This window comes from Halomonas sp. B23F22_20 (assembly GCF_043496985.1).
Classification (GTDB): Bacteria; Pseudomonadota; Gammaproteobacteria; order Pseudomonadales; family Halomonadaceae; genus Halomonas.
The window spans coordinates 17,990-40,376 of record NZ_JBIEKH010000023.1 but is presented as its reverse complement, the minus strand read 5'-3'; the positions used below and the strand labels follow the sequence as shown (position 1 = coordinate 40,376).

Genomic DNA, 22,387 nt, shown 5'->3' with positions numbered 1-22,387 from the left:
GTGTGTCATGGCTGATAGCGGTCGAGCAGATCGCGGGCCTCCAGCCGGGCAACGGTATCGCCGGACGCCTCGAGCAGGCGCTCCAGCAGGACGCGTGCTTCGCGAACCTCTCCGACCTCGAGCAGGTGGCGTGCCTCGGCCAGGGTCACCCCCGAGGCAGCCTCGTCGGCAGAGTCGACATTATCCCCATCCAGCGACGGAAACGCCACCTCCTCGATGTCCCATTCCTCACTTGCGCGGGACGAGCCGGCGGACGTCGACGCGACATCGATGCCAGGTGGTTGAGGCGTCTCTTCCCGGGGCTCGTCCGGCTCGAGCGACGGCGGCCGGTAATCGATGACATGAACGTCCTCGTCGTTCTCTCGAGACCCCACCTGGGGCATCGACTCGGGTGTCTCGAGATGAGACTCGGCCGCCTCATCCCCACGAGGCGACTCCGGCGCTCCCGATGGCATGCCTGACGAGGAAAGGTCGCCCGCCGCCGTCAGATTCTGCGTCCCGGCAGACTCGCGTGAGGCCGGCTCGCCCAAGGGCGGGCGTTGACGGGACGGCTCATCGGCGGCGCTGAACACGGCGGGCCCGCCAGCGGAAGGAGCACCATCGGCCAGATGCCCCATCAGTCGCTCGGTTTCGGCACGCGTCGCGTCGCTGGCGGAGACCTGCAGGCGTTCTGCCTGCGCCTCGGCGGCGGCACGGTCGCCCTGTTCGAGCAGGACCCGCAGCAGCGTCAAACGCAAGTCGTCACGCTCGGGCTCGCGAGCGATGCCCGCTTCCAGCAGCTCCCGAGCCTGCTCATAGCGCCCGTAGGCGATGAAGATATCGACCTCGCCGATGGCCTCCGTTTCAAGCATGTCAGAACGTGCAGTAGCGCCGGCTGAGCCTGTCGGCGCCGCCTCGACGCTGGACGGCTCGGTCTCCCCAGGCGGCCTGGCTATCAGGGCGTCGTCAAAGGACGGGGCGGGTGCCCTGCCCTGCCGTCGATGTCGTATCCATCCCCATGACACCAGCAGCAGGATGATCGCTGCTACGCCAAGAGCCCACGGACGCACCGGCAGCACCCACCAGACACTTGCCGGTTCGGCATCGGCAGCCGGCGGCACGACGCCTCGCGCCGCCACCCCCTCCGCCCCAACGGCGGTCAGCCCTGCCACTCGCGCGCGCAGCGCATCGAGCTCGTCACGCAACTCGTCGAGCTCGGCTTCCAGGGCATCCCGCTCGGCCTGGACGTCGTCCAGCCTCTCGAGCCCTTCCTCCCAACGCCGCTCCAGGCGCTGCAGACGCGTTTCCTCACCCGGCCCTCCTCGGCCAGTGAGCGAGGCCAGCACCTCGTCCTCCAGATACTGAATCCCACCTGAAAATTGAGGCGTAGCCCCCTCGGGGTCGGCATCCGGCACCTCTGTCGCTGCCTCGCTCGCCGCCCTGGCAAGACCGGCGGCCGCCTGCTCGTCGGTCAACAGGGTCAAGCGTGCGACCTGGGGCGGCTCGGCGACGACGGTTGACGGCTCGTCATCGCCCAGGGCTACCGGTGCCGGCACCCCGTCACCGCGGCTGGCCCAGGCACGATTCATGTCCTCCATCAGTGCCGACGCTCGCGCCGAGGAGCGGGCCACGATGGCCGCTCGCCCCGGCACTGACAGGGTATGGCCGGCTCGCATCTGGTTGGCGTTGCCCGACGGAAAGACCTCGGGATTGGCCTCGACCAGCGCCACCATCATCTGATCCATGCCAATAGCCGCATCGGGCCGCAGCCTCTCCGCCACTGCCCAGAGGGTATCGCCGCTGCGCACTCGCGCCGGGTTTTCCGCATCCCGCTCGGCAACGGACAGCGTCGCCTTCTCGGTATTCTCCGGGGGCGGCACCTCGACATCCTTAGAACCGTTCGCGCCCTCGAGCAGCACCGGCATGGCCGCATAGCCGGGAGGGTCGAGCAGCAGGGTGACCTCGCGCAACCGGCGGCCGCCTGGCCAGTCGAGGCTCAACATCAGGTCAAGCCATGGCTCACTCACCGGCTGCCTGGTGGTCAGCTCCAGCACCAGACGCCCACGCTGGCGACGAACCGCCATCCGGACGCTCGCCGCCAGTGCAGTGCGTACAAGGCCGGCAGAACGATAGGCCTCGGCGCCGGCCAGCGATACGCTGAGCGTATCCGGGTCGAGACCGCCGGTATCGGTCAGCGGAATGGTGGCATGCAGTGGCGCATCGAGCGGCGAGTCGACTTCGGCATCGCCCAGCCCGAGGGCCAGCGCGAGCGAACTGGCCAGTGACAGCGGCAGCAGCATGATAGGCGATAGCTTGCGTTTCATGGCCCTCCTGGCGATCACCCCTCCCGTACCCTGATACCTCAACGGCGACTCAGGCCAGTCCGCACAATGGGTGACCCGGCCTCTGGCATGCTCGACCCAGCACCGGATCATGACGCATGGGATCGACGCTGATGCATTCAACGTAAACCATGGCAGCACGCCACGGCGAACGCGCCCATAAACGAAGACGGGGCGACTCCGAAGGAGTCGCCCCGCCGAATCGCCGGGATTGCTCGAGCTTACTGTTCGCGCAGGATCTTGAGCATGCGCTTCAGCGGCTCGGCGGCCCCCCACAGCAGCTGATCGCCGACGCTGAAGGCCGACAGGTACTCGCCACCCATGGCCAGCTTACGCAGGCGGCCGACCGGCACGGTCAGGGTGCCGGTGGCGGCGGCCGGCGTCAGGCCATCGATGGTGGCATCCTTGTCGTTGGGGATCAGCTTGACCCAGTCGTTGTGGGTCGCGATGCGCTCCTCGATCTCGTCGAGCGGCACATCCTGCTTGAGCTTGATGGTAAACGCCTGGCTGTGGGAACGCATGGCGCCGATGCGCACGCACAGGCCGTCGATCGGCACCGGGTTGTCCTGCAGACCGAGAATCTTGTTGGTCTCGACGTTGCCCTTCCACTCCTCACGGCTCTGGCCGTTGTCGAGCTTGGAGTCGATCCACGGCAGCAGGCTGCCGGCCAGCGGCGCGCCGAAGTTGTCGGTCGGGAAGTCACCACCGCGCATGGCCGCGGTCACCTTGCGATCGATGTCGAGAATGGCGCTGGCGGGATCGGCAAGCTCGTCGGCCACACTGTCGCGCAGCGTACCCATCTGGTTGAGCAGCTCGCGCATGTGCTTGGCGCCGGAGCCGGAGGCCGCCTGATAGGTCATGGAGGTCATCCACTCGACCATGTCCGCCTCGAACAGACCGCCCAGCCCCATCAGCATCAGGCTGACGGTGCAGTTGCCGCCGGTGAAGGTCTTGGCACCGCGGGCCAGCTGCTCGTCGATGACCTTGCGGTTGACCGGGTCCAGCACGATGGTGGCGTCGTCGGCCATGCGCAGGGTACTGGCGGCGTCGATCCAGTAGCCCTTCCAGCCGGCGCCGCGCAGGTCCTCATAGACCTTCTTGGTGTAGTCGCCGCCCTGACAGGTCACCACCACGTCCAGGGCCTTGAGCGACTCTAGGTCGAAGGCGTCCTTCAGCGGAGGCACGTCCACGCCGACGTCGGGGCCGGCCTGGCCGACCTGGGAGGTGGTGAAGAAGATCGGCTCGATGCCGTTGAAGTCTCCATCTTCCACCATCCGCTGCATGAGCACGGAACCCACCATGCCACGCCATCCAACGAAACCGACTTTCAACATGTGAAGTCCTCCAGAAAGAATTGAACCCATTAGTATACAGGATGGAGAGTGGGTTATCAGCGGCCTGCCGGGATCGACCGGCCCCGGCAGGCGCGAACCCCGGGGTCGGGCGACTCGGAGTTCACTTGCCGCAAGGCCGTCGCCTACAGGGCTTCGAAGGCCGCCAGCACGGCGTCGCCCATCTCGCGGGTGGACACGGCCCGCTCGCCTTCGGCGGCGATGTCGGCGGTACGCAGACCGTCGTCGAGGACCTTGCCTACCGCCGCCTCGATACGCTCTGCCAGCGCCGCTTCGCCCAGGGAGTAACGCAGCATCATGGCCACCGAGAGAATGGTGGCCAGCGGATTGGCAACGTTCTGGCCGGCGATGTCCGGGGCGCTGCCGTGGCAGGGCTCGTACATGCCCTGGCCGGACTCGTTGAGCGAGGCCGAGGGCAGCATGCCGATGGAGCCGGTGAGCATGGCCGCGGCATCGGAGAGGATGTCGCCGAACATGTTGCCAGTGACCACCACGTCGAACTGCTTGGGCGCGCGGACCAGCTGCATGGCGGCGTTGTCGACGTACATGTGGGACAGCTCGACGTCCGGATACTCCGGCGCCAGACGCTCCATGACCTCGCGCCACAGCATGGTGACCTCGAGCACGTTGGCCTTGTCCACCGAGCACAGCTTCTTGCCGCGCTTCTGCGCCATCTCGAAGGCGACGCGACCGATGCGCTCGATCTCGGCCTCGGAGTAGACGTAGGTGTTGTAGCCGACGCGCTGGCCGTCGCGCTCTTCGATGCCGCGCGGCTGACCGAAGTAGATGCCGCCGGTAAGCTCGCGCACGATCATGATGTCCAGACCGGACACCAGCTCGGGCTTGAGGCTTGAGGCCTCGGCCAGCTGCGGGTAGAGCAGCGCCGGGCGCAGGTTACCGAACAGGCCGAGCTCCTTGCGCAGGCCCAACAGGCCCTTCTCGGGGCGCTTGCTGATGTCCTCGAGCTTGTCCCACTTGGGGCCGCCCACCGCACCCAGCAGCACGGCATCGGCAGCCCGAGCCTTGGCCAGGGTGCTCTCCGGCAGCGGCGAGCCCTCGAGGTCATAGGCAGTACCGCCGACCGGGGCCTCCTCGACCTCGACGTCCAGGCCACGGGCCTGGCAAGCGGCCAGCACGCGGCTGGCCTGGGCGGTGATTTCCGGGCCAATACCGTCGCCCGGGAGAACCAGAATCTTGCGTGTCATCCATCAATCCTTATTGAAGTTCAGCTGGAAGCTGGAAGCTGGAAGCTGGAAGCTGGAAGCTGGAAGCTGGAAGCTGGAAGCTGGAAGCTGGAAGCTGGAAGCTGGAAGCTGGAAGCTGGAAGGCAGCATGAGCCCGACGACGTCGGGATCAAGGGTTTTCTGCAAGCTTCAAGCTTATGACTTCAAGCTCCGGGCGAAGCCCGGCCAGGTTTTCTTCAAGCTTCCAGCTTAAGCCCGCGAAGCGGGCGTTCTTCCAGGTGCGAAGCACCGCTCTTCAAGCTTACGTCCGCGAAGCGGGCGCTCTTCCGGCTCCCGGCGAAGCCGGGTCAGGCTTCGCGAAACAGCCAGGGCCGCGCCGCTCGATGCTTCTGTTCGAAGGCGCGAATGGCATCCTCGTTCTGCAACGTGATGCCAATGTCGTCGAGGCCTTCGAGCAGACAGTGCTTGCGGAACGCATCCACCTCGAACTCGAGGATCTCGCCGGACGGCGTGGTGACGCGCTGGGCCTCGAGATCCACATCGAGGCGGTAGCCCTCGGCGGCCTCGACCTCGGCGAACAGCCGATCGACGACACGCTCGGGGAGCGTGATCAGCAGGATGCCGTTCTTGAAGGCATTGTTGTAGAAGATGTCGGCGAAGCTCGGCGCGATCACCACCTGGAAGCCGAAATCGGCCAGCGCCCAGGGAGCATGCTCGCGAGAGCTGCCGCAGCCAAAGTTCTGACGCGCCAGCAGCACGCTGGCTCCCTGATAGCGGGGCTGGTTGAGCACGAAGTCGTGATTCAGCGGACGCTGCGAGCAGTCCTGGCCCGGCTGTCCCTCATCGAGGTAACGCAGCTCGTCGAACAGGTTGACGCCGAAGCCGGTACGCTTGATCGACTTCAGGAACTGCTTGGGAATGATCAGATCGGTGTCGACGTTGGCACGGTCCAGCGGCGCGACCAGGCCGTCGAGGCGTTCGAATTTCTGCATGGCTCAGGCCTCCTGCTGCTGGGTGTCGTCGTTGGCGGCGCCGCCGAGAGCACGCACGTCGACGAAGTGGCCGGCGATGGCGGCAGCGGCAGCCATGGCCGGGCTGACCAGGTGGGTGCGCCCGCCGTAGCCCTGGCGACCCTCGAAGTTGCGGTTGGAGGTGGAGGCACAGTGCTCGCCGGCACCAAGCTTGTCGGCGTTCATCGCCAGGCACATGGAGCAGCCCGGCTCGCGCCATTCGAAACCGGCCTCGAGGAAGATCCTGTCGAGCCCCTCCTCTTCGGCCTGGCGCTTCACCAGGCCGGACCCCGGCACCACCATGGCCAGCTTGACCGAATCGGCCACCTTGTGACCGCGGGCCACCTTGGCGGCTTCACGCAAGTCCTCGATGCGCGAGTTGGTGCAGGAGCCGATGAACACCTTGTCGAGGCGGATATCGGTGATCTTCTGCTTGGGCGAGAGCCCCATGTACTCGAGCGCCCGGCTGATGCCGGTGCGCGCGGTCTCGTCGGCGGCCTCGGCCGGGTCAGGCACCTCGCCACCGATGCCGGTGACCATCTCGGGGCTGGTGCCCCAGCTGACCTGCGGCTCGATCGCCGCCGCATCCAGGGTCACTACCTTGTCGAAGGCTGCGTCGGCATCGGAGACCAGCTCGCGCCAGTCGGCCACCGAGGCCTCCCACTGCTCGGCACCAGGCGCATAGTGGCGCCCCTTCAGGTAGTCGACGGTGGTGTCGTCAACGGCAATCAGTCCGACCCGGGCACCGGCCTCGATGGCCATGTTGCAGACTGTCATGCGACCTTCCATGGACAGCTCGCGGATGGCGCTGCCGGCGAACTCGATGGCGTAGCCGGTGCCTCCGGCGGTGCCGATCTCGCCAATGATCGCCAGCACGATGTCCTTGGCGGTGACGCCGGCGCCAAGCTCGCCTTCCACGCGCACCTGCATGTTCTTCATCTTCTGGGCCAGCAGGCACTGGGTGGCCAGCACGTGCTCGACCTCAGAGGTGCCGATGCCGTGGGCCAGGGCCGCGAAGGCACCGTGGGTGGCGGTGTGAGAATCGCCGCAGACCACGGTCATGCCGGGAAGGGTAGCGCCCTGTTCGGGGCCGACCACGTGAACGATGCCCTGGCGCGGGTCGTTGATGCGATACTCCTCGATGCCGAACTCGTTGCAGTTGTCGTCAAGGGTCTGGACCTGGATCAGCGACACCGGATCCTCGATCCCGGCGTTGCCCTCGGCCCGCTCCTTGAGCGTGGTCGGCACGTTGTGATCCGGGGTTGCCAGGTTGGCATCGATCCGCCAGGGCTTGCGCCCCGCCAGGCGCAGGCCCTCGAAGGCCTGGGGCGAGGTCACTTCGTGGAGCAGCTGGCGATCGATGTAGATCAGCGCGGTGCCGTCATCGCGCTCCTTCACCAGGTGCTGCGACCACAGCTTGTCGTAGAGGGTCTGGCCTGCCATCTCGTTCTCCCGGGCCGTTGGCCCTGTCACTGGAATCCGGTCGTGAGCGCCGCTTGCGTCATGCGGTTTTGATTATTCGTCGACGCCTTGTGCTTTGGCGTGAGTGTCCCGCGACGCGCACATAAAAGCAATTCATGTTATTTATTCAAAGGATTCCAAAAAGGAATACCGAAACATCTGAGCACCGCCATAGGCGCAGAGGAGACGATGATGGATACCCAAAGCCTGCAGGCCTTCCTCGCCGTGGCCGACGGCGGCAGCTTCTCGCGTGCCGGCGAGCAGCTGCACCTTACCCAGCCGGCGGTGAGCAAACGGATCGCCGCGCTCGAGGACCAGGTCGGCGCCCGGCTGTTCGATCGCATAGGGCGACGCATAACGCTGACCGAAGCCGGCCGCCTGCTGCTGCCCCGCGCACGCCAGATCCTGGTCATGGTCGACGACAGCCGTCGCGCGCTCAGCAACCTGGATGGTCAGGTGGCCGGCAGCCTGACGCTGGCGACCAGCCACCATATCGGCCTGCACCGCCTACCACCACTGCTGAAGGCCTATACCGGACAACACCCCGACGTGCGCCTCGACCTGCACTTTCAGGATTCCGAGCAGGCCTATCAGGGGGTGCTCGACGGCGAACTGGAGATTGCCGTGGTCACCCTGGCCCCGCACCCGGATCCCCAACTGGAGGTCGTGCCGGTATGGATCGACCGTCTGTGCTTCGTCTGCTCGCCGGACCATCCCCTGGCCAGCCGAGGTCGGTTGGCATTGCACGAGCTGTGCGACTTCGACGCTGTGCTGCCCGGACCGTTGACGTTCACCCGCACGCTGATCGAGGGCCGTTTCGCCGCCGCCGGGCTGCGTCTTCCGGTGGCACTGTCGACCAACTACCTGGAAACACTGAAGATGATGACCGCCATCGGCCTGGGCTGGAGCCTGCTGCCACAGCGCCTGGTGGCGGGCGAGCTGCACGAGCTCGAGGTGGATCACCCGCCGATCCAGCGCCCATTGGGTTACCTGGTGCACCGCAACCGTACGCGCTCCAATGCCGCCAGGGCGATGCTCGAGCTACTCGCTCAGGCACGGGAGGCGGCGGCCCTGAAATGGCCTGACTGATGACGTAAAACATCAATCCATCCGGGAGTAAGATTCGCCGCAAAAGCAGAAAAAATGACTTTTAGCGACGCATAAATGTCGCATTTAATCAAATAGCTTCAGACATGAAGTCGTGAAAAATCATGTCGCCATCCACCTCGCCTCCTAGCCTCGTGCTCATCATATCCCCCGATGCACGAGGTGAGTCATGTCACAGACGCCCCAGGCCTGGGCCGCCCAGTCCCCCGAGAACGCCCTGACCCTGCCCTCCCGCTATTTTCATGACCCGGCACTGTTCGAGGCCGAGCGCGAGCGCATCTTCATGGGCGCCTGGCACTTCGGCTGCCACGTCAACGAGCTTGACCAGGCCGGTGCCTTCGTGGTCCGCAACATCTTCGACCAGAGCGTGATACTGATGCGCGACCGGGCAGGCGAGCTGCATGCCTTTCACAACGTCTGCCAGCATCGCGGCAATCGCCTGCTGACCGAGACCCGCGGCGTGCGCAAGGGCGTTATCCGCTGTGCCTACCATTCCTGGTGCTACGGCGCCGACGGTCGTCTCAAGGCCGCCCCGCGCAGCGACCGCATCGAAGCCTTTGACGTCAACGACTACCGGATCCCACCGGTCCGCCTCCAGGTCTTCGCCGGCGGCGTCTACTTCAACTTCGATCCCGACGCCGCGGACATGCACGAGCTCTTCCCGAACGCCGAGGCAGCGATCCGCGACGCCATCCCCCACCTCGACGAGATGCGCCTGATCCAGGAGGACGACGTCATCGTCCCGGCCAACTGGAAGGTGATCATGGACAACTCCATCGAGGGCTATCACTTCCAGCTTTCGGGCCCCTGTCACGTCGACCTGGCGTCGCTGATCGACTTCTCCGGCTACAAGCTGCGCCACCACGACAACTGGTGGACCTACGGCGCCCCGCCCAACCGCGAGGCCACCGAGGCCTACGGCGAGCCCATCGGCCGGCCGGTGGAGGACGGCGACGGCTTCTTCAACATCGGCCTGTGGCCCCACAACACCTTCTACCAGTTCCCGTTCTCCCAGTGCATGGGCACCTTCATGATCATCCCGCTGGACGCCGAGCGCAGCATTCTGCGCTTCGGCTACTACAGCGCCCATGCCCCTGACGCCCTGCCCGAGGTGACCCGGGCCAGCATCCGCTGGATGAACGAGGACCTGGGCCCGGAGGACATCGAGCTCAACGTCACCACCCAGAAGGGCCTGCGCTCCCTGGGCTACGACCAGGGCCGCTACATGATCGACGCCGAGCGCAGCAACGAGAGCGAGCACCTGGTGCTGAACTTCCACCGCCTGGTGCATCGGGCCCTGCACGGCGAGGACGGAGCCAAGTCATGAGCGCTCAGGGAGCCTTCACCGGCAAACGGGTGCTGGTCACCGGCGGCGCTCGCGGGATCGGCGCCGCCACCGTGCGCCGCTTCCTCGAAGAGGGCGCGACGGTCGCCGTCGGTGCCCGCCGCGCGGCCTCCATCGACGCCCTGTGCCGCGAGCTGGGCGACGAGGCCCGGGTGGTCGCCGCCCCCGGACCGCTGGAAGACCGCGCTTCCTGTGCCGCCGTGGTGGACGCCGCGGTGGACGGCCTCGGCGGGCTGGACATCCTGGTCAACGCCGCCGGCGTCTTCGAGGAGGTGCCCTTCGAAGCCGTCACCCAGGCCCACTGGGACACCACCTTCGCCGTCAACACGGGCGGCACCTTCTTCACCCTGCAGGCCGCCCTGCGCCACCTGGAGGCCAGCGGCGGCAACGCCGTGAATCTGGGCTCGGACGCCGGGCTGATCGGCTTCCCGCCGAGCAGCGTCTACTCCGGCGCCAAGGCCGCGGTGGTCAACCTGACCCGGGCGCTGGCCCTGGAGCTCGCCGGTCGCATCCGCGTCAACTGCGTCTGCCCGGGCAACGTCGCCACCGACATGATCGACGCCGCCGCCGAAGCCAGCGGCGATCGCGAAGCCTATCTGGCCGCCGCCCGGGCCCGCGCCCCGATGGGGCGCATGGCCCGACCCGAGGAGATCGCCGACGCCATCCTCTACCTGGCCTCACCCCGGGCCGGCTTCACCCACGGCGCCATCCTCTCGGTGGATGGCGGCGGGGTCTGCGGCTTCTGAGCCGCCTTCACACAACAACACGAGCACGAGGAGATTCCCCCATGACGAAGCATCACGACATCCTGCGCACCGGCCTGCTGGCCGCCACCCTGGGCGCCGTCGCCCTGCCCGGCCTGGCCCAGGCCGACGAGATACGCTTCGCCACCCCGCCCTGGCCCGGCGCCACCGTCAAGACCGAGGTGGCCAGCCAGTTGCTGGAGCGCCTGGGCTACGAGACCAGCGTCAAGGAGGCCAGCACCGCCATCATCCTGGAGGGCCTGGTCGGCGGCGACATCGACGTCGACATGGCCCTGTGGCGTCCCTCCCAGGGCGCCATGCTCGACCCGCGCCTGGAAAGCGGCGAGCTGGTCGAGGTGGCACAGAATATCCAGGGCGCACGCTTCAAGCTCGCCGTGCCCGGCCATGTCTGGAACGCCGGCGTGCACTCCATGGCCGACCTGGCCGAGCACGCCGAGCGCTTCGACCACAGCTTCTACGGCATCGAACCCGGCAACGTCGGCAACGAGATCATGCAAGGCGCCATCGACGACAACACCTACGGCCTGGGCGACTGGCGGGTGGTGGCCTCCAGCGTCACCGGCATGCTCTCGCAGCTCGAGGCCAACAACGACGGCAAGCGCTGGACGGCCTTCCTCGGCTGGGAGCCGCACTGGATGAACGTCGTCTACGACGTGCACTACCTGGAGGACCCCAAGGGCCTGTGGGGCGATGCCAGCACCGTCTCCACCATCGCCAATGCCGACTTCCTCGAGCGCGAACCCAACGTCGCCACCCTACTCGAGCAACTGGTCGTGCCCATCGAGGTGCAGAACGCCTGGGTCCACGAGTTCAGCCGCGAGGAGCGCCCGCTGGAAGCGGTGGCCGGAGACTGGCTGGACGACAACCCCGAGCTTATCGGCGAGTGGCTGACGGGAGTCACCACCGCCGATGGCAGCACCCCTGCCCTGGAGGCCTACATGAACGCTCAGTTGGCCGCGCGCTGACCATCGATTCTGGAGCCATGATGAAGACTGCCCCCGACTACGACTACATCATCGTCGGCGCGGGCTCGGCGGGCTGCGTGCTCGCCGACCGGCTGACCGCCGACGGCCGATACCGGGTGCTGCTGCTCGAGGCCGGCCCCAAGGATCATTCCTGGACGATCCACATGCCAGCGGCCATGGGTGCGGCCATCGACGGCCCGCGCTTCAACTGGCACTACTGGTCCGGCCCCGAGCCTCACCTGGATGACCGCTATGTCGCCACCCCTCGGGGCAAGACCCTGGGCGGCTCGTCCTCGATCAACGGCATGGTCTACATTCGCGGCCATGCCCGGGACTACGACGCCTGGGCCGAAGCCGGCTGCAAAGGCTGGAACTACGCCCGGGTGCTGCCCTACTTTCGGCGCGCCGAGGGCCATGCCCTGGGCGGAGATGACTACCACGGCGGCGACGGGCCGCTGCGCGTCAGCCCGGGCCGCCCCACCGACCCGCTGTCCCGGGCCTTCCTGGAGGCCGGCGAGCAGGCCGGCTACGGCGCCAGCGCCGACGTCAACGGCTACCGCCAGGAAGGCTTCGGCCGCGTCGACCGCACCACCTGGAAGGGCCGGCGCTGGAGCACCGCCCGGGGCTACCTGGCCCGGGCCCGCACGCGCCCCAACCTCACGCTGATCACCGGCGCCCTGGCCGAGCAAGTGCTGGTCGAGGACGGCCACGCCCGGGGCGTGGCCTACCGTCGAGGCGGCCGCCGCGTCGAGGTGACGGCCAGACGCGAAGTGTTGCTGGCCGGCGGCGCCATCAACAGCCCCCAACTGCTGATGCTCTCCGGGGTCGGCCCGCGAGACGAGCTCGAGCGCTGGGGGATTCCCGAGGCCCACCGCCTGGAGGGCGTCGGCCGGCGACTCAACGACCACCCGGATACCGTGGTCGCCTACCGCTGCCCCCGGCCGGTCTCCCACGCCCCCTGGACCCGAGCGCCACGCAAGTGGTGGCTGGGCATGCGCTGGTTCGCCGATCGAGGCGGGCTGGCCGGCACCAATCTGTTCGACGCCGGCGCCTTCATCCGCTCCCGGGCCGGGGTCGAGCATCCCGACCTGCAGTTGACCTTCATGTCGCTGGCCGTCGAGCCCGGCAGCATCAATGCCCTCAAGGAACACGCCTTCCAGGTGCATATCGACCTGATGCGCCCCACCAGCCTTGGCCGGGTGCGCCTGGCGGACAGCGACCCGGCGAAGGCCCCGGAGATCGTCTTCAACTACCTGGCCACCGAGCGCGACCGGGCCGACATGCGCGCCGCGGTGCGACTGGTCCGCGAGCTGATCGAGCAGCCGGCCTTCGACGGCCTGCGCGGCGAGGAGATCACCCCGGGAGCGGACTGCCAGAGCGACGAAGCCCTGGACGCCTGGGCCAGGGCCACCACCGAAACCGGCTACCACGCCGCCGGCACCTGCAAGATGGGCCCGGCGAGCGACCCGGAGGCGGTGGTCGACCCCGAGCTACGTGTCCACGGGCTCGAAGGGCTGCGCGTGGTGGACGCCTCCATCATGCCGACCATCGTCAGCGGCAACACCAACGCTCCGACCGTGATGATCGCCGAGAAAGCCAGCGACCTGATCCTCGGCCGCCCCGCGCCGGCACCCAGCGAAGCGCCGGTGTGGATCCACCCCGACTGGCAGCGCCAGCAACGCTGAGGAGATCCCATGTCTGAGCGCCTGTCACTGATCCTGACCCGTCACCGCCGCCTGGCAGCGTCCGTCGTCGAGCTGACCCTCGAGGCCGCCGACGGCGGGCCCTTGCCCTCGGCCCCGGCCGGGGCCCACCTGGAGCTCGAGCTGCCCGGTGGACTCACTCGCCACTATTCACTGCTGGATGACGGGGCTGGCGGCCGTTATCGCCTAGGCGTACTGCGCGAGAGCGACTCCCGGGGCGGCTCGGCCTTCCTGGCCGACCAGGCCCGGGAAGGACTCACGCTGATCGCCTCACCCCCGCAGGACCGTTTCCCATTGGACGAGACCGGCGGCCGCCAGGTGCTGATCGGCGGCGGCATCGGCATCACTCCGCTGGTGGCCATGGCCCGGCGGCTGTGCGCGCGGGGTGTCACGCCGGAGGTGCACTATCTGGTGCGCCGGGAGGAGGACGCCGCCTTCGCCGAGGAGCTCGCCGCCCTGCTACCCGAGGGCGCGCTGCGCCTGAACGTCTCCGCGCGGGACGGCCGCGCTCAGGTGGCCGAGCTGGTCGGCGAGGTGGACGCCGACACCCGGATCCATGCCTGCGGCCCGGAGAGCCTGCTCGCCGCCCTGGAGGCCGAGGCCGACGCCTGGCCCGCGGGCTGCCTACGCCTGGAGCGCTTCCGCGGTGCGGTGCCGGATACCACGCCCCGGGACGGCCAGTGCGAGGTCGTGCTGGCACGCAGCGGCCGGACCCTCACCCTGGCCACCGACGAATCGCTGCTCGACGGTCTCGCCCGCGCCGGCGTCGCCCCGCCCACCCTGTGCGGCGAGGGCGCCTGCGGCACCTGCGCCTGCGGCGTGATCGAAGGCGCCGTAGACCACCGAGACGTCCTCCAGGACGACGCCGAGAAGGCCGCCAACGATACCCTCTACGCCTGCGTCTCGCGCCCCGCGGGAGCTCGCCTGGTGCTCGACCTCTAATACCCACGCCCTCGAGGAGGCTCCATGCCCCTGACTCATGACGACTGGAAGCGCCGCGCCGCCACCCTGGAAACCGACGGCCGCGCCTGGATCGCCGGCCGGCGCTGCCCCGCTGCGGGTGGCGCCACCCTGGACTCGATCAACCCCATGACCGACGCCCCGGTCGCCGCCATCGCCGCCTGCGAGGCGACCGACGTGGATCGCGCCGTGAGCGCCGCCCGGGCGGCCTTCGTAGCCGGCGATTGGGCCCGTGCCGAGCCCGCTGAGCGCCGCCGGGTGATGCTGGCCATTGCCGGCGAGATCCGCGCCCACGCCGAGGAACTGGCCCTGCTCGACAGCCTGGAGAGCGGCAAGTGCATCCTCGAGGCACTGGACGACGCCGAGGAGGCCGCGGTGCTCTTCGACTGGTACGGCGAAGTGCAGGACAAGGCCTACGACCGCGTCGCCCCCTCCCCGGCCGGCGTCCAGGCCACCATCACCCACGAGCCGCTGGGCGTGGTCGGCGCCGTGGTGCCCTGGAACTACCCGCTGCACAACAGCGCGGTCAAGCTGGCCCCGGCGCTGGCCGCGGGCAACAGCCTGGTGCTCAAGCCCGCCGAGGAGTCCTCGCTGTCCGCCCTGCGCCTGGCCGAGCTGTGCCAGGCCGCCGGCCTGCCCGACGGCGTGCTCAACGTGGTGCCGGGCCACGGCCATCTGGCCGGCGAGGCCCTGGGTCGCCACGACAACGTGGACGCCCTGGGCTTTACCGGCTCCACCGAGATCGGCAAGCGCTTCTTGGTCTATGCCGGCGAGTCCAACATGAAGCCGGTGTGGCTGGAGTGCGGCGGCAAGAGCCCGCTGCTGATCTTCGACGACTGCCCCGATCTGGAGGCGGCGGTGGACGCCGCGGTGGCGGGCATCTTCACCCACGCCGGCCAGGTCTGCTCGGCCCACTCACGGCTGCTGCTCCAGGACGGCATCCACGAGGCCTTCCTCGCCGCCCTGGACGCGCGCCTGGAAACCCTGGTGCCCGGCGATCCCCTGGACCCGGCCACCCGGCTAGGGCCGCTGGTCAGCCGCGCCCAGTTCGACAGGGTCCGCGGCTACCTGGCCATCGGCAAGCAGGAGGCCACCCTGCACCGCGGCGGTGAAACGCTCACCGCCGCCGGCGGCGAGCTCTTCATCGCCCCCACGGTGTTCACCGGCGTCACCCCCGAGCACCGGCTGTTCCGCGAGGAGATCTTCGGCCCGGTGCTGGCGGTAAGCCGCTTCGCCGACGAGGCCGAGGGCGTGGCGCTGGCCAACGACAGCCGCTACGGCCTGGCCGCCTCACTGTGGACCGCCGACCTGGGCCGCGCTCACCGTCTGTGCGATACCCTCCAGGCGGGGACGGTGACGGTCAACGGCGTCGATGCGGTGAGCCCCCAGACCCCATTCGGCGGCATGAAGGAGTCGGGCATCGGCCGCGACTACGAGCTGGCCGGCATGCACAAGTACATGGCGCTTAAAACCCGCTGGATCCACTACTGAGCCAGGAGCCCATCATGAGCGAGATCCCCGAGGTCCCGGGCAACGCCCGGGAACAGTTGGCCTGTGCCCTGCGCTGGCTGGCTCGACTGGACATGCACGAGGCCACCGCCAACCATTGCAGCCTGGCCACCGCCAAGGGCGGAGAGCGCTTTTTGATCAACCCGGCGGGCCGCCATTTCGCCGAGCTGTGCGCCAGCGATCTGCTGGAGGTCGAAGCCCGTGGCGGCGAACGCCCCGCGGGGCTCGACCCCACCGCCTGGGCCATCCACGGCGCCCTGCATCGCCAGGGCCGCGAGGTGGGCTGTATCCTGCATACCCACTCGCTATACGCCACCGCCTTGGCCTGCCTGGAGTGCCCCGGGCTGCCGCCGGTGGAGCAGAACGCCATGCGCTTCTACGAGCGGGTGGCGGTGGATCGCGGCTTCGACGGCATGGGCCTGGGCGACGAGGCCGAGCGCCTGGCGCGGCTGGCTGGCGAGGCGCCGATCCTGCTGCTGGGCAACCACGGCGTGATCGCCACCGGCGCCGATGTCGCCGAGGCCTTCGACAACCTCTATTATTTCGAGCGCGCCTGCCGCTCCTACCTGGTGGCCCGCGCCAGCGGCCTGCCGCTGGCGCCGGTGGCTCCGGAAGTGGCCCGCAAGACCGCCGCCCAGTGGGACGACTATACACGGGCGGGCGCGCCCCAGGCCCACTTCGCGGCGCTGATGCGCCTGCTCGACAAGGAGGGCGACGATTACCGAAGCTGAGATCTCATCATGACCAGGAGCCTCGTCCCCACTGCGCCCCCCTACCGGTTCGGCATCTTGCTGCTGCCGCAGTTCTCCTTCGCCGGACTGGGGGCGCTGCTGGATCCGCTGTTCATCGTCAACTGGCTGGCCCAAGAGCCACGCTTCGAGTGGCGGCTGCTGGGCGGCGAGGCGACGGTACCGGCCTCCAACGGCGTGCCCCTTGGAGTGAGAATGGACTGGCCCGCTCCCACCGAACTGGACGGCGTCCTGGTGTTGGCTAGCTTCGAGACCAAGGCGCTGACCGGCGACCGCCCCCTGGCCATGTGGCTGCGGCATTGTGCTGCTGCCGGCGTGGAGCTGGGGGGAATCGAGATGGGCAGCGAGGTGCTCGCCGCAGCGGGCCTGCTCGACGGGCGACACGCGGCCGTGCACTGGGACAACCTGGAGGGCTTCCAGGAGCTCTACCCTCGGGTGCAGGCCGTTGGCGAGCTCTACACCCTCGGCGACGGCCGGCTGACCTGTGCCGGTGGCACGGCGGTGCTCGACATGATGCTGGCCTGGCTGGCGCGGCGCGTGGAACCGCCGCTGATGGAAGAACTCCAGAACCATCTGCTGGAGCGCCGCCGACGCCCGGGGGACGCCGTGCAACTGGCCACTGCCCCGGAACGCCAGCCGGAGACTTCGGCCCAGATGCGCCGAGTGGTCCGGCTGATGCGCCGGGCCATCGAGTCACCGCTTTCCAGTACCGAGCTGGCCAGCGAGGTGGGCCTATCGGTGCGCCAGCTCGAGCGACGCTTCAAGGCCGAGCTCGGCGTCACGCCCAAGCGCTACTACCTGTGGCTGCGCATCAACCGCGCCCATCGTCTGCTGCAGCAAACCGATCTCGGCGTGGCGCAGGTGGCGGCCAGCGCCGGATTCGGCTCCCTGGAGCACTTCTCTCGGGCCTATCGACGCTTCTTCGGCTGTGCACCAAGCCAGGATCGCTTGCAATCCCGTGATGCCCCAGTGCTGCCGGTACGTTACCTGCCCCGCCGCGACTAGCGAGTCGCCAATCGATGCCACTGTCGCCTTGTGAGGGGGCAGCATCTTGCTTAGCATGCAAGCTTTCTCGCCACTCGGTAACGTCATGTCGTCTCCCACCGTCTCAGAGGCGGCCTCCCCCAACGTCAATCCCCGCCACGCCCTCGCCGGCCTGGCGATCTTCGTCGGCCTGCTGTCACGGATCGCGAGCCTGGCCTGGCTTCCCGAGGCCGAGACACTGACCGGGCCGGCGCTGTGGCTGGGCACCGCCCTGCTGTGGCCCGACCTGCCGAGGCGCAACCGACGCCAGGCGGGACTGCTGGCGGGCATCGGCATCGGCCTGCTGCTGGTCGCGGCCTTCGTCTACGACGCCCCGGTAGACTGGACCACCCTGCTGGACGCCAACACCCAGGTGGTGGCCATGCTGGTGGGGGTCAGCTTCATCGGCCTGATCGGCAACCGCCGCGGTCGGTCGCGACCCTCGGGGCCGCCGGTCACCGGGCGTCGCGGCCTCGCCGGCACCTGGCTCGGCGTGCATCTGCTCGGCACCATCCTCAACCTGTCCACGGTGTTCATGGTCGGCGACCGCCTGGCACGCCGAGCGCCGCTGACCACGCCCCAGCTGCTGGCGCTCAACCGAGGACTGTCCAGCGCCGCGCTGTGGTCGCCCTTCTTCGCCTCCATGGGCATCGTGATCACTCTGGCGCCGGGCATGGACTACGCCACCGTGCTGGCCCACGGCCTGCCGCTGGCATTGTGTGCGGGGCTGGTGACGCTGATCGAGCTGCCGCGGCGCTTCGATCTGACCGACACCGCCGGCTTCTCGATGGCACCGAGGAGCCTGCTGCTACCGGTGATCATGGCCATGCTGGTGATGGGCTTTCACTTCGGCCTGACGCCGGGGCTCTCCATCGTCGCCATCATTACTTTCCTGATGCCGGGCGCGGCATTGGCGACCAACCTGCCCCGCGGCCTGCACTGGACCGTCGGCCGCCTGCGCCAACACACCTTGACCCGGCTGCCTGCGATGCGCGGCGAGATCTCGCTGTTCCTGTGCGCGGGGCTGCTGACCCAGGGCCTATCGACGCTCGCCGACGCCGCGACCGAAGGCGGCTGGACCCTGTTCGAGCAGTTTGCCACGAGCGAGGCCATCATGAGCTTCCTGGCCATCGTGGCCAGCGCCGTGGCCGGACTGCATCCGATCATCGGCGTCTCGGTGCTGGCCTCGGTGCTCGATCTTGCGCCGACGGAGCAGACGCTGTTCGCCTTCGTCGCCCTGGCGGCCTGGGCGGTGGGCACCAGCGTCGGGCCGCTGTCGGGAATCAACCTGTCGCTGCAGGGTCGCTATGGCGTCAGCGGCGGCCTGATGATGCGCGAGAATCTGCGCTATGCGCTGGTGATGGCGGCGCTGGTTGTTGGAATGATCGCCTGGCTGGCCGGCTGAGCCGGCTCGATCATGCTCTACAGGACACTCTCGGGTGGTTCGGGGGCCACCGAGCAGGTTTTCATGGGAGCGTACGGTCCGCCGCTCCGACTGGCTGCGCGAGGGAGTGATACCTCGGGGCACCGCCCTCGCGCTCTGAAGGGGGCTCACGCAAGGAGCGCCCTCTCAGGATCGTGACGGGCATCAGTCCAGCGGCGCGCGCACGAAGTAGCGGTGGCCGCACTGGTGGCAGGGTTCGAGGCGAGCGACCTCGGGAAGCTCGACCACCGCATCACAGTGGGTGCAGGCCATGCGCCCCGGGGCGGCGATCTCGCCGGCGGTATAGTCCGCTCGCGAGGCCTCGAGATCGTCCTCGAGCCGCTCCCGCTCGATCAGGCCCCGATCGGCGATCGACAGCAGCGACTCCACCACTCGCCGCGACAGCACCGACAGATCGATGCCGAGCCAGTGGGCTACGCTGTGCCCGCCGGCATTCAGGTAGCGGCGCATCTCCTTGAGATCGCGATCGACCCAGGCACGCAGCAACGAGAGTTCATCGCGGGTGAAATCCTCCACGTCGGACTCGAACTCGATCGCCTCGTCGAGCTCCTTTTGCAGCGACTCCCGGTTCAGCTCGCCGGCGCCCTCCTTGAGGCGCTCGAGCACGCGTTCGTAGGCATCCTTGAGACGATGGTCCTCATGGGGCTTGTGCGGTTGGTCGCTCATCGCTGTTCTCCTGTCCGTGTCCTGTCCGCGTCGGGGTCACGACACCGTCACCATAGCCGGCGCCGGCCGTGCTGGGGTATCCTTGCGCCCCAGAGGTTCTCCCATTTAGACGATATGCCGTCGGCGAATCAATGGCTTCCCCCAAGTAATGGGGCTGACCCTGACGCCGGACAAGGCCCGCTGACATGCGCCGCGCCGCGCGCGCCGCGCTCGACTAGCAAGGTACCCGAAGACAGCGATGGACGCACAATACCAGCCCCAAGAGATCGAACGCGACGCCCAGCAATTCTGGGAGAAGAACGCCTGCTTCAAGGCAGTGGAAGACGCCAGTCGCGAGAAATACTACTGCCTGTCGATGTTCCCCTACCCCAGCGGCAAGCTGCACATGGGGCATGTGCGTAACTACACCATCGGCGACGTGGTCTCCCGCTTCCAGCGCATGCAGGGCAAGAACGTGCTGCAGCCCATGGGCTGGGACGCCTTCGGCATGCCGGCCGAGAACGCCGCGATCAAGAACCAGGTGCCGCCGGGCGAGTGGACCTACCAGAACATCGACTACATGCGTCGCCAGCTCAAGGCGCTGGGCTTTGCCTACGACTGGGACCGCGAGTTCGCCACCTGCGACGTCGACTACTACCGCTGGGAGCAATGGTTCTTCACCAAGCTCGTCGAGAAGGGCCTGGTCTACAAGAAGATGTCCACGGTCAACTGGGACCCGGTCGACCAGACCGTGCTGGCCAACGAGCAGGTGATCGACGGCTGCGGCTGGCGCTCCGGCGCTCCGGTCGAGCGCAAGGAAATCCCGCTGTGGTTCCTCAAGATCACCGACTACGCCGAGGAGCTTCTGGCGGATCTGGACAAGGTCGACTGGCCAGAGCAGGTCAAGACCATGCAGCGCAACTGGATCGGCAAGTCCAGGGGTGTCGAGCTGGCCTTCGACGTCGCCGACCATGAGGACAACGCGCTCGAGCCGCTGCGCGTCTATACCACCCGCCCCGATACCCTGATGGGCGTGACCTACGTCGCCGTGGCCGCCGGCCATCCGCTGGCCCAGGCCGCCGCCGAGGGCAATCCCGAACTGGCCGCTTTCCTCGAGGAGTGCGCTCACGGCGGCACCTCCGAGGCCGAGCTCGCGACCAAGGAAAAGAAGGGCATGGCCACCGGCTACCAGGCCGTGCACCCGCTGACCGGGCGTCGCGTTCCGGTCTATGTGGCCAACTTCGTGCTCATGGAGTTCGGCACCGGCGCGGTGATGGCGGTGCCCGCCCACGACCAGCGCGACTGGGAGTTCGCGACCAAGTACGAGCTGGCCATCGAGCCGGTGATCGCCGACGAGAACGGCCAGGCGCCGGACGTGAGCCATGGCGCCCATGACGAGCACGGCGTGCTGATCAACTCCGGCGAGTTCGACGGCCTCGACTTCCAGGCGGCCTTCGATGCCATCGCCACTCGCCTGGCCGAGCAGGGCCACGGCGAGGTCAAGACCAACTTCCGCCTGCGCGACTGGGGCGTGGCCCGCCAGCGCTACTGGGGCGCGCCGATCCCGGTCAAGTACGGCCCCGAGGGCCAGACCGTGCCGCTCACCGACGACGAGTTGCCGGTCGCCCTGCCGCTGGAAGTCACCGTCGACGCCTCCGGCTCACCGCTCAAGAAGATGCCCGAGTTCTCCGACCTCGGCGACGGCTGGGTGCGCGAGACCGACACCTTCGACACCTTCATGGAGTCCTCCTGGTACTACGCGCGCTTCGCCTGCGCCGACAACCCGGAGGCCATGCTCGACGAACGCGCCAACTACTGGCTGCCGGTCGACCTCTACATCGGCGGCATCGAGCACGCCATCCTGCACCTGCTCTACGCGCGCTTCTTCCACAAGCTGATGCGAGACTTCGGCCTGGTCGAGTCCGACGAGCCGTTCCAGCGCCTGCTGACCCAGGGCATGGTGATCGCCGAGACCTTCTATCGTCCCGAGGCAAACGGCGGCAAGGAGTGGTTCAATCCGGCCGACGTCACCGTCAAGCGCGACGACAAGGGCCGGCCGCTGAGCGCCGTGCTCGAGGAGGACGGTCAGCCGGTGGAAATGGGCGGTATCGAGAAGATGTCCAAGTCCAAGAACAACGGCGTCGACCCCCAGGCGATGATCGACCGCTTCGGTGCCGACACCGTGCGGCTGTTCATGATGTTCGCCGCGCCGCCCGAGCAGTCCCTCGAGTGGTCGGACGCCGGCGTCGAGGGCGCCCATCGCTTCCTCAAGCGCCTGTGGCGGATGGTGGCCGAGCACGTCGAGGCCGGCACCCCAGGCGAGCTCGACGTCGACGCGCTGAACGACGATCAGCGCGAGCTGCGTCGCAAGACCCACGAGACCATCCAGAAGGCCAGCGACGACATCGGCCGGCGCACCACTTTCAACACCGCTATTGCCGCGGTGATGGAGCTGACCAACGCGCTGGGCAAGTTCAGCGATACCAGCCCGCTTGGCCTGGCCGTGGCCCGTGAGGCCGTCGAGGCCTGCGTGCTGCTGCTGGCCCCGATCACCCCGCACGCCAGCCACGCCCTGTGGGCCGAGCTCGGCCACGACGAGCCGGCCATCGACGCCGCCTGGCCGGTATTCGACGAATCCGCCCTGGCTCGCGACACCATCGAGCTGGTGGTGCAGGTCAACGGCAAGCTGCGTGCCCGCCTCGACGTACCGGCCGACGCCGACAAGGCCGCCATCGAGGCCCAGGCCATGGCCGCCGAGAACGTGCAGCGCCACGTCGAGGGCAAGACGGTGCGCAAGGTGATCGTGGTCCCGGGCAAGCTGGTCAACATCGTGGTCGGCTGAGCC

18 protein-coding genes are annotated in these 22,387 nt (G+C 68.2%); 12 read left to right on the top strand and 6 right to left on the bottom strand.

Features of this window, described 5'->3' with window-relative positions; all coding sequences use genetic code 11:
- Window positions 1-5 precede the first annotated feature (5 nt).
- The 3 genes from ACGTN6_RS17195 to leuB form a co-directional block, all read right to left on the bottom strand.
- Window positions 6-2,303, bottom strand: coding sequence for a type IV pilus assembly protein FimV (locus ACGTN6_RS17195; RefSeq protein WP_394593931.1), 2,298 nt, complete (start codon window positions 2,301-2,303; stop codon window positions 6-8).
- 239 nt (window positions 2,304-2,542) lie between these two features.
- The gene (asd, locus tag ACGTN6_RS17190) at window positions 2,543-3,655 is read right to left on the bottom strand and encodes an aspartate-semialdehyde dehydrogenase (protein ID WP_394593929.1); all 1,113 of its coding nucleotides are present in this window, start codon (window positions 3,653-3,655) and stop codon (window positions 2,543-2,545) included.
- 143 nt (window positions 3,656-3,798) lie between these two features.
- A complete protein-coding gene (leuB, locus tag ACGTN6_RS17185; protein ID WP_394593927.1) occupies window positions 3,799-4,878 on the bottom strand; it encodes a 3-isopropylmalate dehydrogenase in 1,080 nt (359 codons plus the stop codon).
- Here leuB and ACGTN6_RS17180 point away from each other — a divergent pair.
- Window positions 4,868-5,110: a hypothetical protein gene (locus tag ACGTN6_RS17180; RefSeq protein WP_394593925.1), complete on the top strand. Its 243-nt coding sequence runs from the start codon at window positions 4,868-4,870 to the stop codon at window positions 5,108-5,110. The genes leuB and ACGTN6_RS17180 overlap by 11 nt on opposite strands.
- A 94-nt stretch (window positions 5,111-5,204) precedes the next feature.
- Here ACGTN6_RS17180 and leuD read toward each other — a convergent pair whose 3' ends face one another.
- Both leuD and leuC read right to left on the bottom strand, forming a co-directional pair.
- Window positions 5,205-5,849, bottom strand: a complete 645-nt coding sequence (gene leuD, locus ACGTN6_RS17175; RefSeq protein ID WP_394593923.1) for a 3-isopropylmalate dehydratase small subunit — start codon at window positions 5,847-5,849, stop codon at window positions 5,205-5,207.
- A 3-nt stretch (window positions 5,850-5,852) separates the two neighbouring features.
- Window positions 5,853-7,310, bottom strand: coding sequence for a 3-isopropylmalate dehydratase large subunit (gene leuC, locus ACGTN6_RS17170; protein WP_394593921.1), 1,458 nt, complete (start codon window positions 7,308-7,310; stop codon window positions 5,853-5,855).
- A 210-nt stretch (window positions 7,311-7,520) separates the two neighbouring features.
- Between leuC and ACGTN6_RS17165 the strand changes: the two genes are divergently transcribed.
- The 10 genes from ACGTN6_RS17165 to ACGTN6_RS17120 all read left to right on the top strand — a co-directional run bounded on the left by ACGTN6_RS17165 (window position 7,521) and on the right by ACGTN6_RS17120 (window position 18,858).
- Window positions 7,521-8,417: a LysR family transcriptional regulator gene (locus tag ACGTN6_RS17165; protein ID WP_394593919.1), complete on the top strand. Its 897-nt coding sequence runs from the start codon at window positions 7,521-7,523 to the stop codon at window positions 8,415-8,417.
- A 187-nt stretch (window positions 8,418-8,604) separates the two neighbouring features.
- A complete protein-coding gene (locus tag ACGTN6_RS17160) occupies window positions 8,605-9,762 on the top strand; it encodes an aromatic ring-hydroxylating oxygenase subunit alpha (protein WP_394593917.1) in 1,158 nt (385 codons plus the stop codon).
- Window positions 9,759-10,526: an SDR family NAD(P)-dependent oxidoreductase gene (locus tag ACGTN6_RS17155; protein WP_394593914.1), complete on the top strand. Its 768-nt coding sequence runs from the start codon at window positions 9,759-9,761 to the stop codon at window positions 10,524-10,526. Before ACGTN6_RS17160 ends, ACGTN6_RS17155 begins: the two co-directional genes overlap by 4 nt.
- 41 nt (window positions 10,527-10,567) lie before the next feature.
- A complete protein-coding gene (locus ACGTN6_RS17150) occupies window positions 10,568-11,509 on the top strand; it encodes an ABC transporter substrate-binding protein (protein ID WP_394593912.1) in 942 nt (313 codons plus the stop codon).
- A gap of 20 nt (window positions 11,510-11,529) precedes the next feature.
- The gene (locus tag ACGTN6_RS17145) at window positions 11,530-13,194 is read left to right on the top strand and encodes a choline dehydrogenase (RefSeq protein ID WP_394593910.1); all 1,665 of its coding nucleotides are present in this window, start codon (window positions 11,530-11,532) and stop codon (window positions 13,192-13,194) included.
- Window positions 13,195-13,203: 9 nt separating this feature from the next.
- Window positions 13,204-14,154, top strand: a complete 951-nt coding sequence (locus tag ACGTN6_RS17140; protein ID WP_394593908.1) for a PDR/VanB family oxidoreductase — start codon at window positions 13,204-13,206, stop codon at window positions 14,152-14,154.
- A 24-nt stretch (window positions 14,155-14,178) separates the two neighbouring features.
- Entirely contained in the window at window positions 14,179-15,663 is a 1,485-nt protein-coding gene (locus tag ACGTN6_RS17135; protein ID WP_394593906.1) for an aldehyde dehydrogenase, read from the top strand.
- Between the two features lie 14 nt (window positions 15,664-15,677).
- Window positions 15,678-16,412, top strand: a complete 735-nt coding sequence (locus ACGTN6_RS17130) for a class II aldolase/adducin family protein (RefSeq protein ID WP_394593904.1) — start codon at window positions 15,678-15,680, stop codon at window positions 16,410-16,412.
- Window positions 16,413-16,421: 9 nt separating this feature from the next.
- Window positions 16,422-17,435 carry a GlxA family transcriptional regulator gene (locus ACGTN6_RS17125; RefSeq protein ID WP_394593902.1) on the top strand — a complete coding sequence of 338 codons (1,014 nt, stop codon included), beginning with the start codon at window positions 16,422-16,424 and terminating at the stop codon, window positions 17,433-17,435.
- Window positions 17,436-17,520: 85 nt separating this feature from the next.
- Complete coding sequence (locus tag ACGTN6_RS17120; protein WP_394593900.1) at window positions 17,521-18,858, top strand: hypothetical protein; 1,338 nt, start codon at window positions 17,521-17,523, stop codon at window positions 18,856-18,858.
- Between the two features lie 183 nt (window positions 18,859-19,041).
- Here ACGTN6_RS17120 and ACGTN6_RS17115 read toward each other — a convergent pair whose 3' ends face one another.
- Window positions 19,042-19,563 carry a zinc ribbon-containing protein gene (locus ACGTN6_RS17115; protein ID WP_394593898.1) on the bottom strand — a complete coding sequence of 174 codons (522 nt, stop codon included), beginning with the start codon at window positions 19,561-19,563 and terminating at the stop codon, window positions 19,042-19,044.
- A gap of 238 nt (window positions 19,564-19,801) precedes the next feature.
- On the opposite strand from ACGTN6_RS17115, the gene leuS reads away from it, so the two are divergent.
- On the top strand, window positions 19,802-22,384 hold the full coding sequence (gene leuS, locus ACGTN6_RS17110) for a leucine--tRNA ligase (protein ID WP_394593896.1): 2,583 nt from the start codon (window positions 19,802-19,804) through the stop codon (window positions 22,382-22,384).
- Window positions 22,385-22,387 lie beyond the last annotated feature (3 nt).

Coding starts and splice junctions, on each gene's coding strand:
- ACGTN6_RS17195 (WP_394593931.1), bottom strand. CDS start 2,303: ATGAAACGCAAGCTATCGCCTATCATGCTGCTGCCGCTGTCACTGGCC.
- asd (WP_394593929.1), bottom strand. CDS start 3,655: ATGTTGAAAGTCGGTTTCGTTGGATGGCGTGGCATGGTGGGTTCCGTG.
- leuB (WP_394593927.1), bottom strand. CDS start 4,878: ATGACACGCAAGATTCTGGTTCTCCCGGGCGACGGTATTGGCCCGGAA.
- leuD (WP_394593923.1), bottom strand. CDS start 5,849: ATGCAGAAATTCGAACGCCTCGACGGCCTGGTCGCGCCGCTGGACCGT.
- leuC (WP_394593921.1), bottom strand. CDS start 7,310: ATGGCAGGCCAGACCCTCTACGACAAGCTGTGGTCGCAGCACCTGGTG.
- ACGTN6_RS17165 (WP_394593919.1), top strand. CDS start 7,521: ATGGATACCCAAAGCCTGCAGGCCTTCCTCGCCGTGGCCGACGGCGGC.
- ACGTN6_RS17160 (WP_394593917.1), top strand. CDS start 8,605: ATGTCACAGACGCCCCAGGCCTGGGCCGCCCAGTCCCCCGAGAACGCC.
- ACGTN6_RS17155 (WP_394593914.1), top strand. CDS start 9,759: ATGAGCGCTCAGGGAGCCTTCACCGGCAAACGGGTGCTGGTCACCGGC.
- ACGTN6_RS17150 (WP_394593912.1), top strand. CDS start 10,568: ATGACGAAGCATCACGACATCCTGCGCACCGGCCTGCTGGCCGCCACC.
- ACGTN6_RS17145 (WP_394593910.1), top strand. CDS start 11,530: ATGAAGACTGCCCCCGACTACGACTACATCATCGTCGGCGCGGGCTCG.
- ACGTN6_RS17140 (WP_394593908.1), top strand. CDS start 13,204: ATGTCTGAGCGCCTGTCACTGATCCTGACCCGTCACCGCCGCCTGGCA.
- ACGTN6_RS17135 (WP_394593906.1), top strand. CDS start 14,179: ATGCCCCTGACTCATGACGACTGGAAGCGCCGCGCCGCCACCCTGGAA.
- ACGTN6_RS17130 (WP_394593904.1), top strand. CDS start 15,678: ATGAGCGAGATCCCCGAGGTCCCGGGCAACGCCCGGGAACAGTTGGCC.
- ACGTN6_RS17125 (WP_394593902.1), top strand. CDS start 16,422: ATGACCAGGAGCCTCGTCCCCACTGCGCCCCCCTACCGGTTCGGCATC.
- ACGTN6_RS17120 (WP_394593900.1), top strand. CDS start 17,521: ATGTCGTCTCCCACCGTCTCAGAGGCGGCCTCCCCCAACGTCAATCCC.
- ACGTN6_RS17115 (WP_394593898.1), bottom strand. CDS start 19,563: ATGAGCGACCAACCGCACAAGCCCCATGAGGACCATCGTCTCAAGGAT.
- leuS (WP_394593896.1), top strand. CDS start 19,802: ATGGACGCACAATACCAGCCCCAAGAGATCGAACGCGACGCCCAGCAA.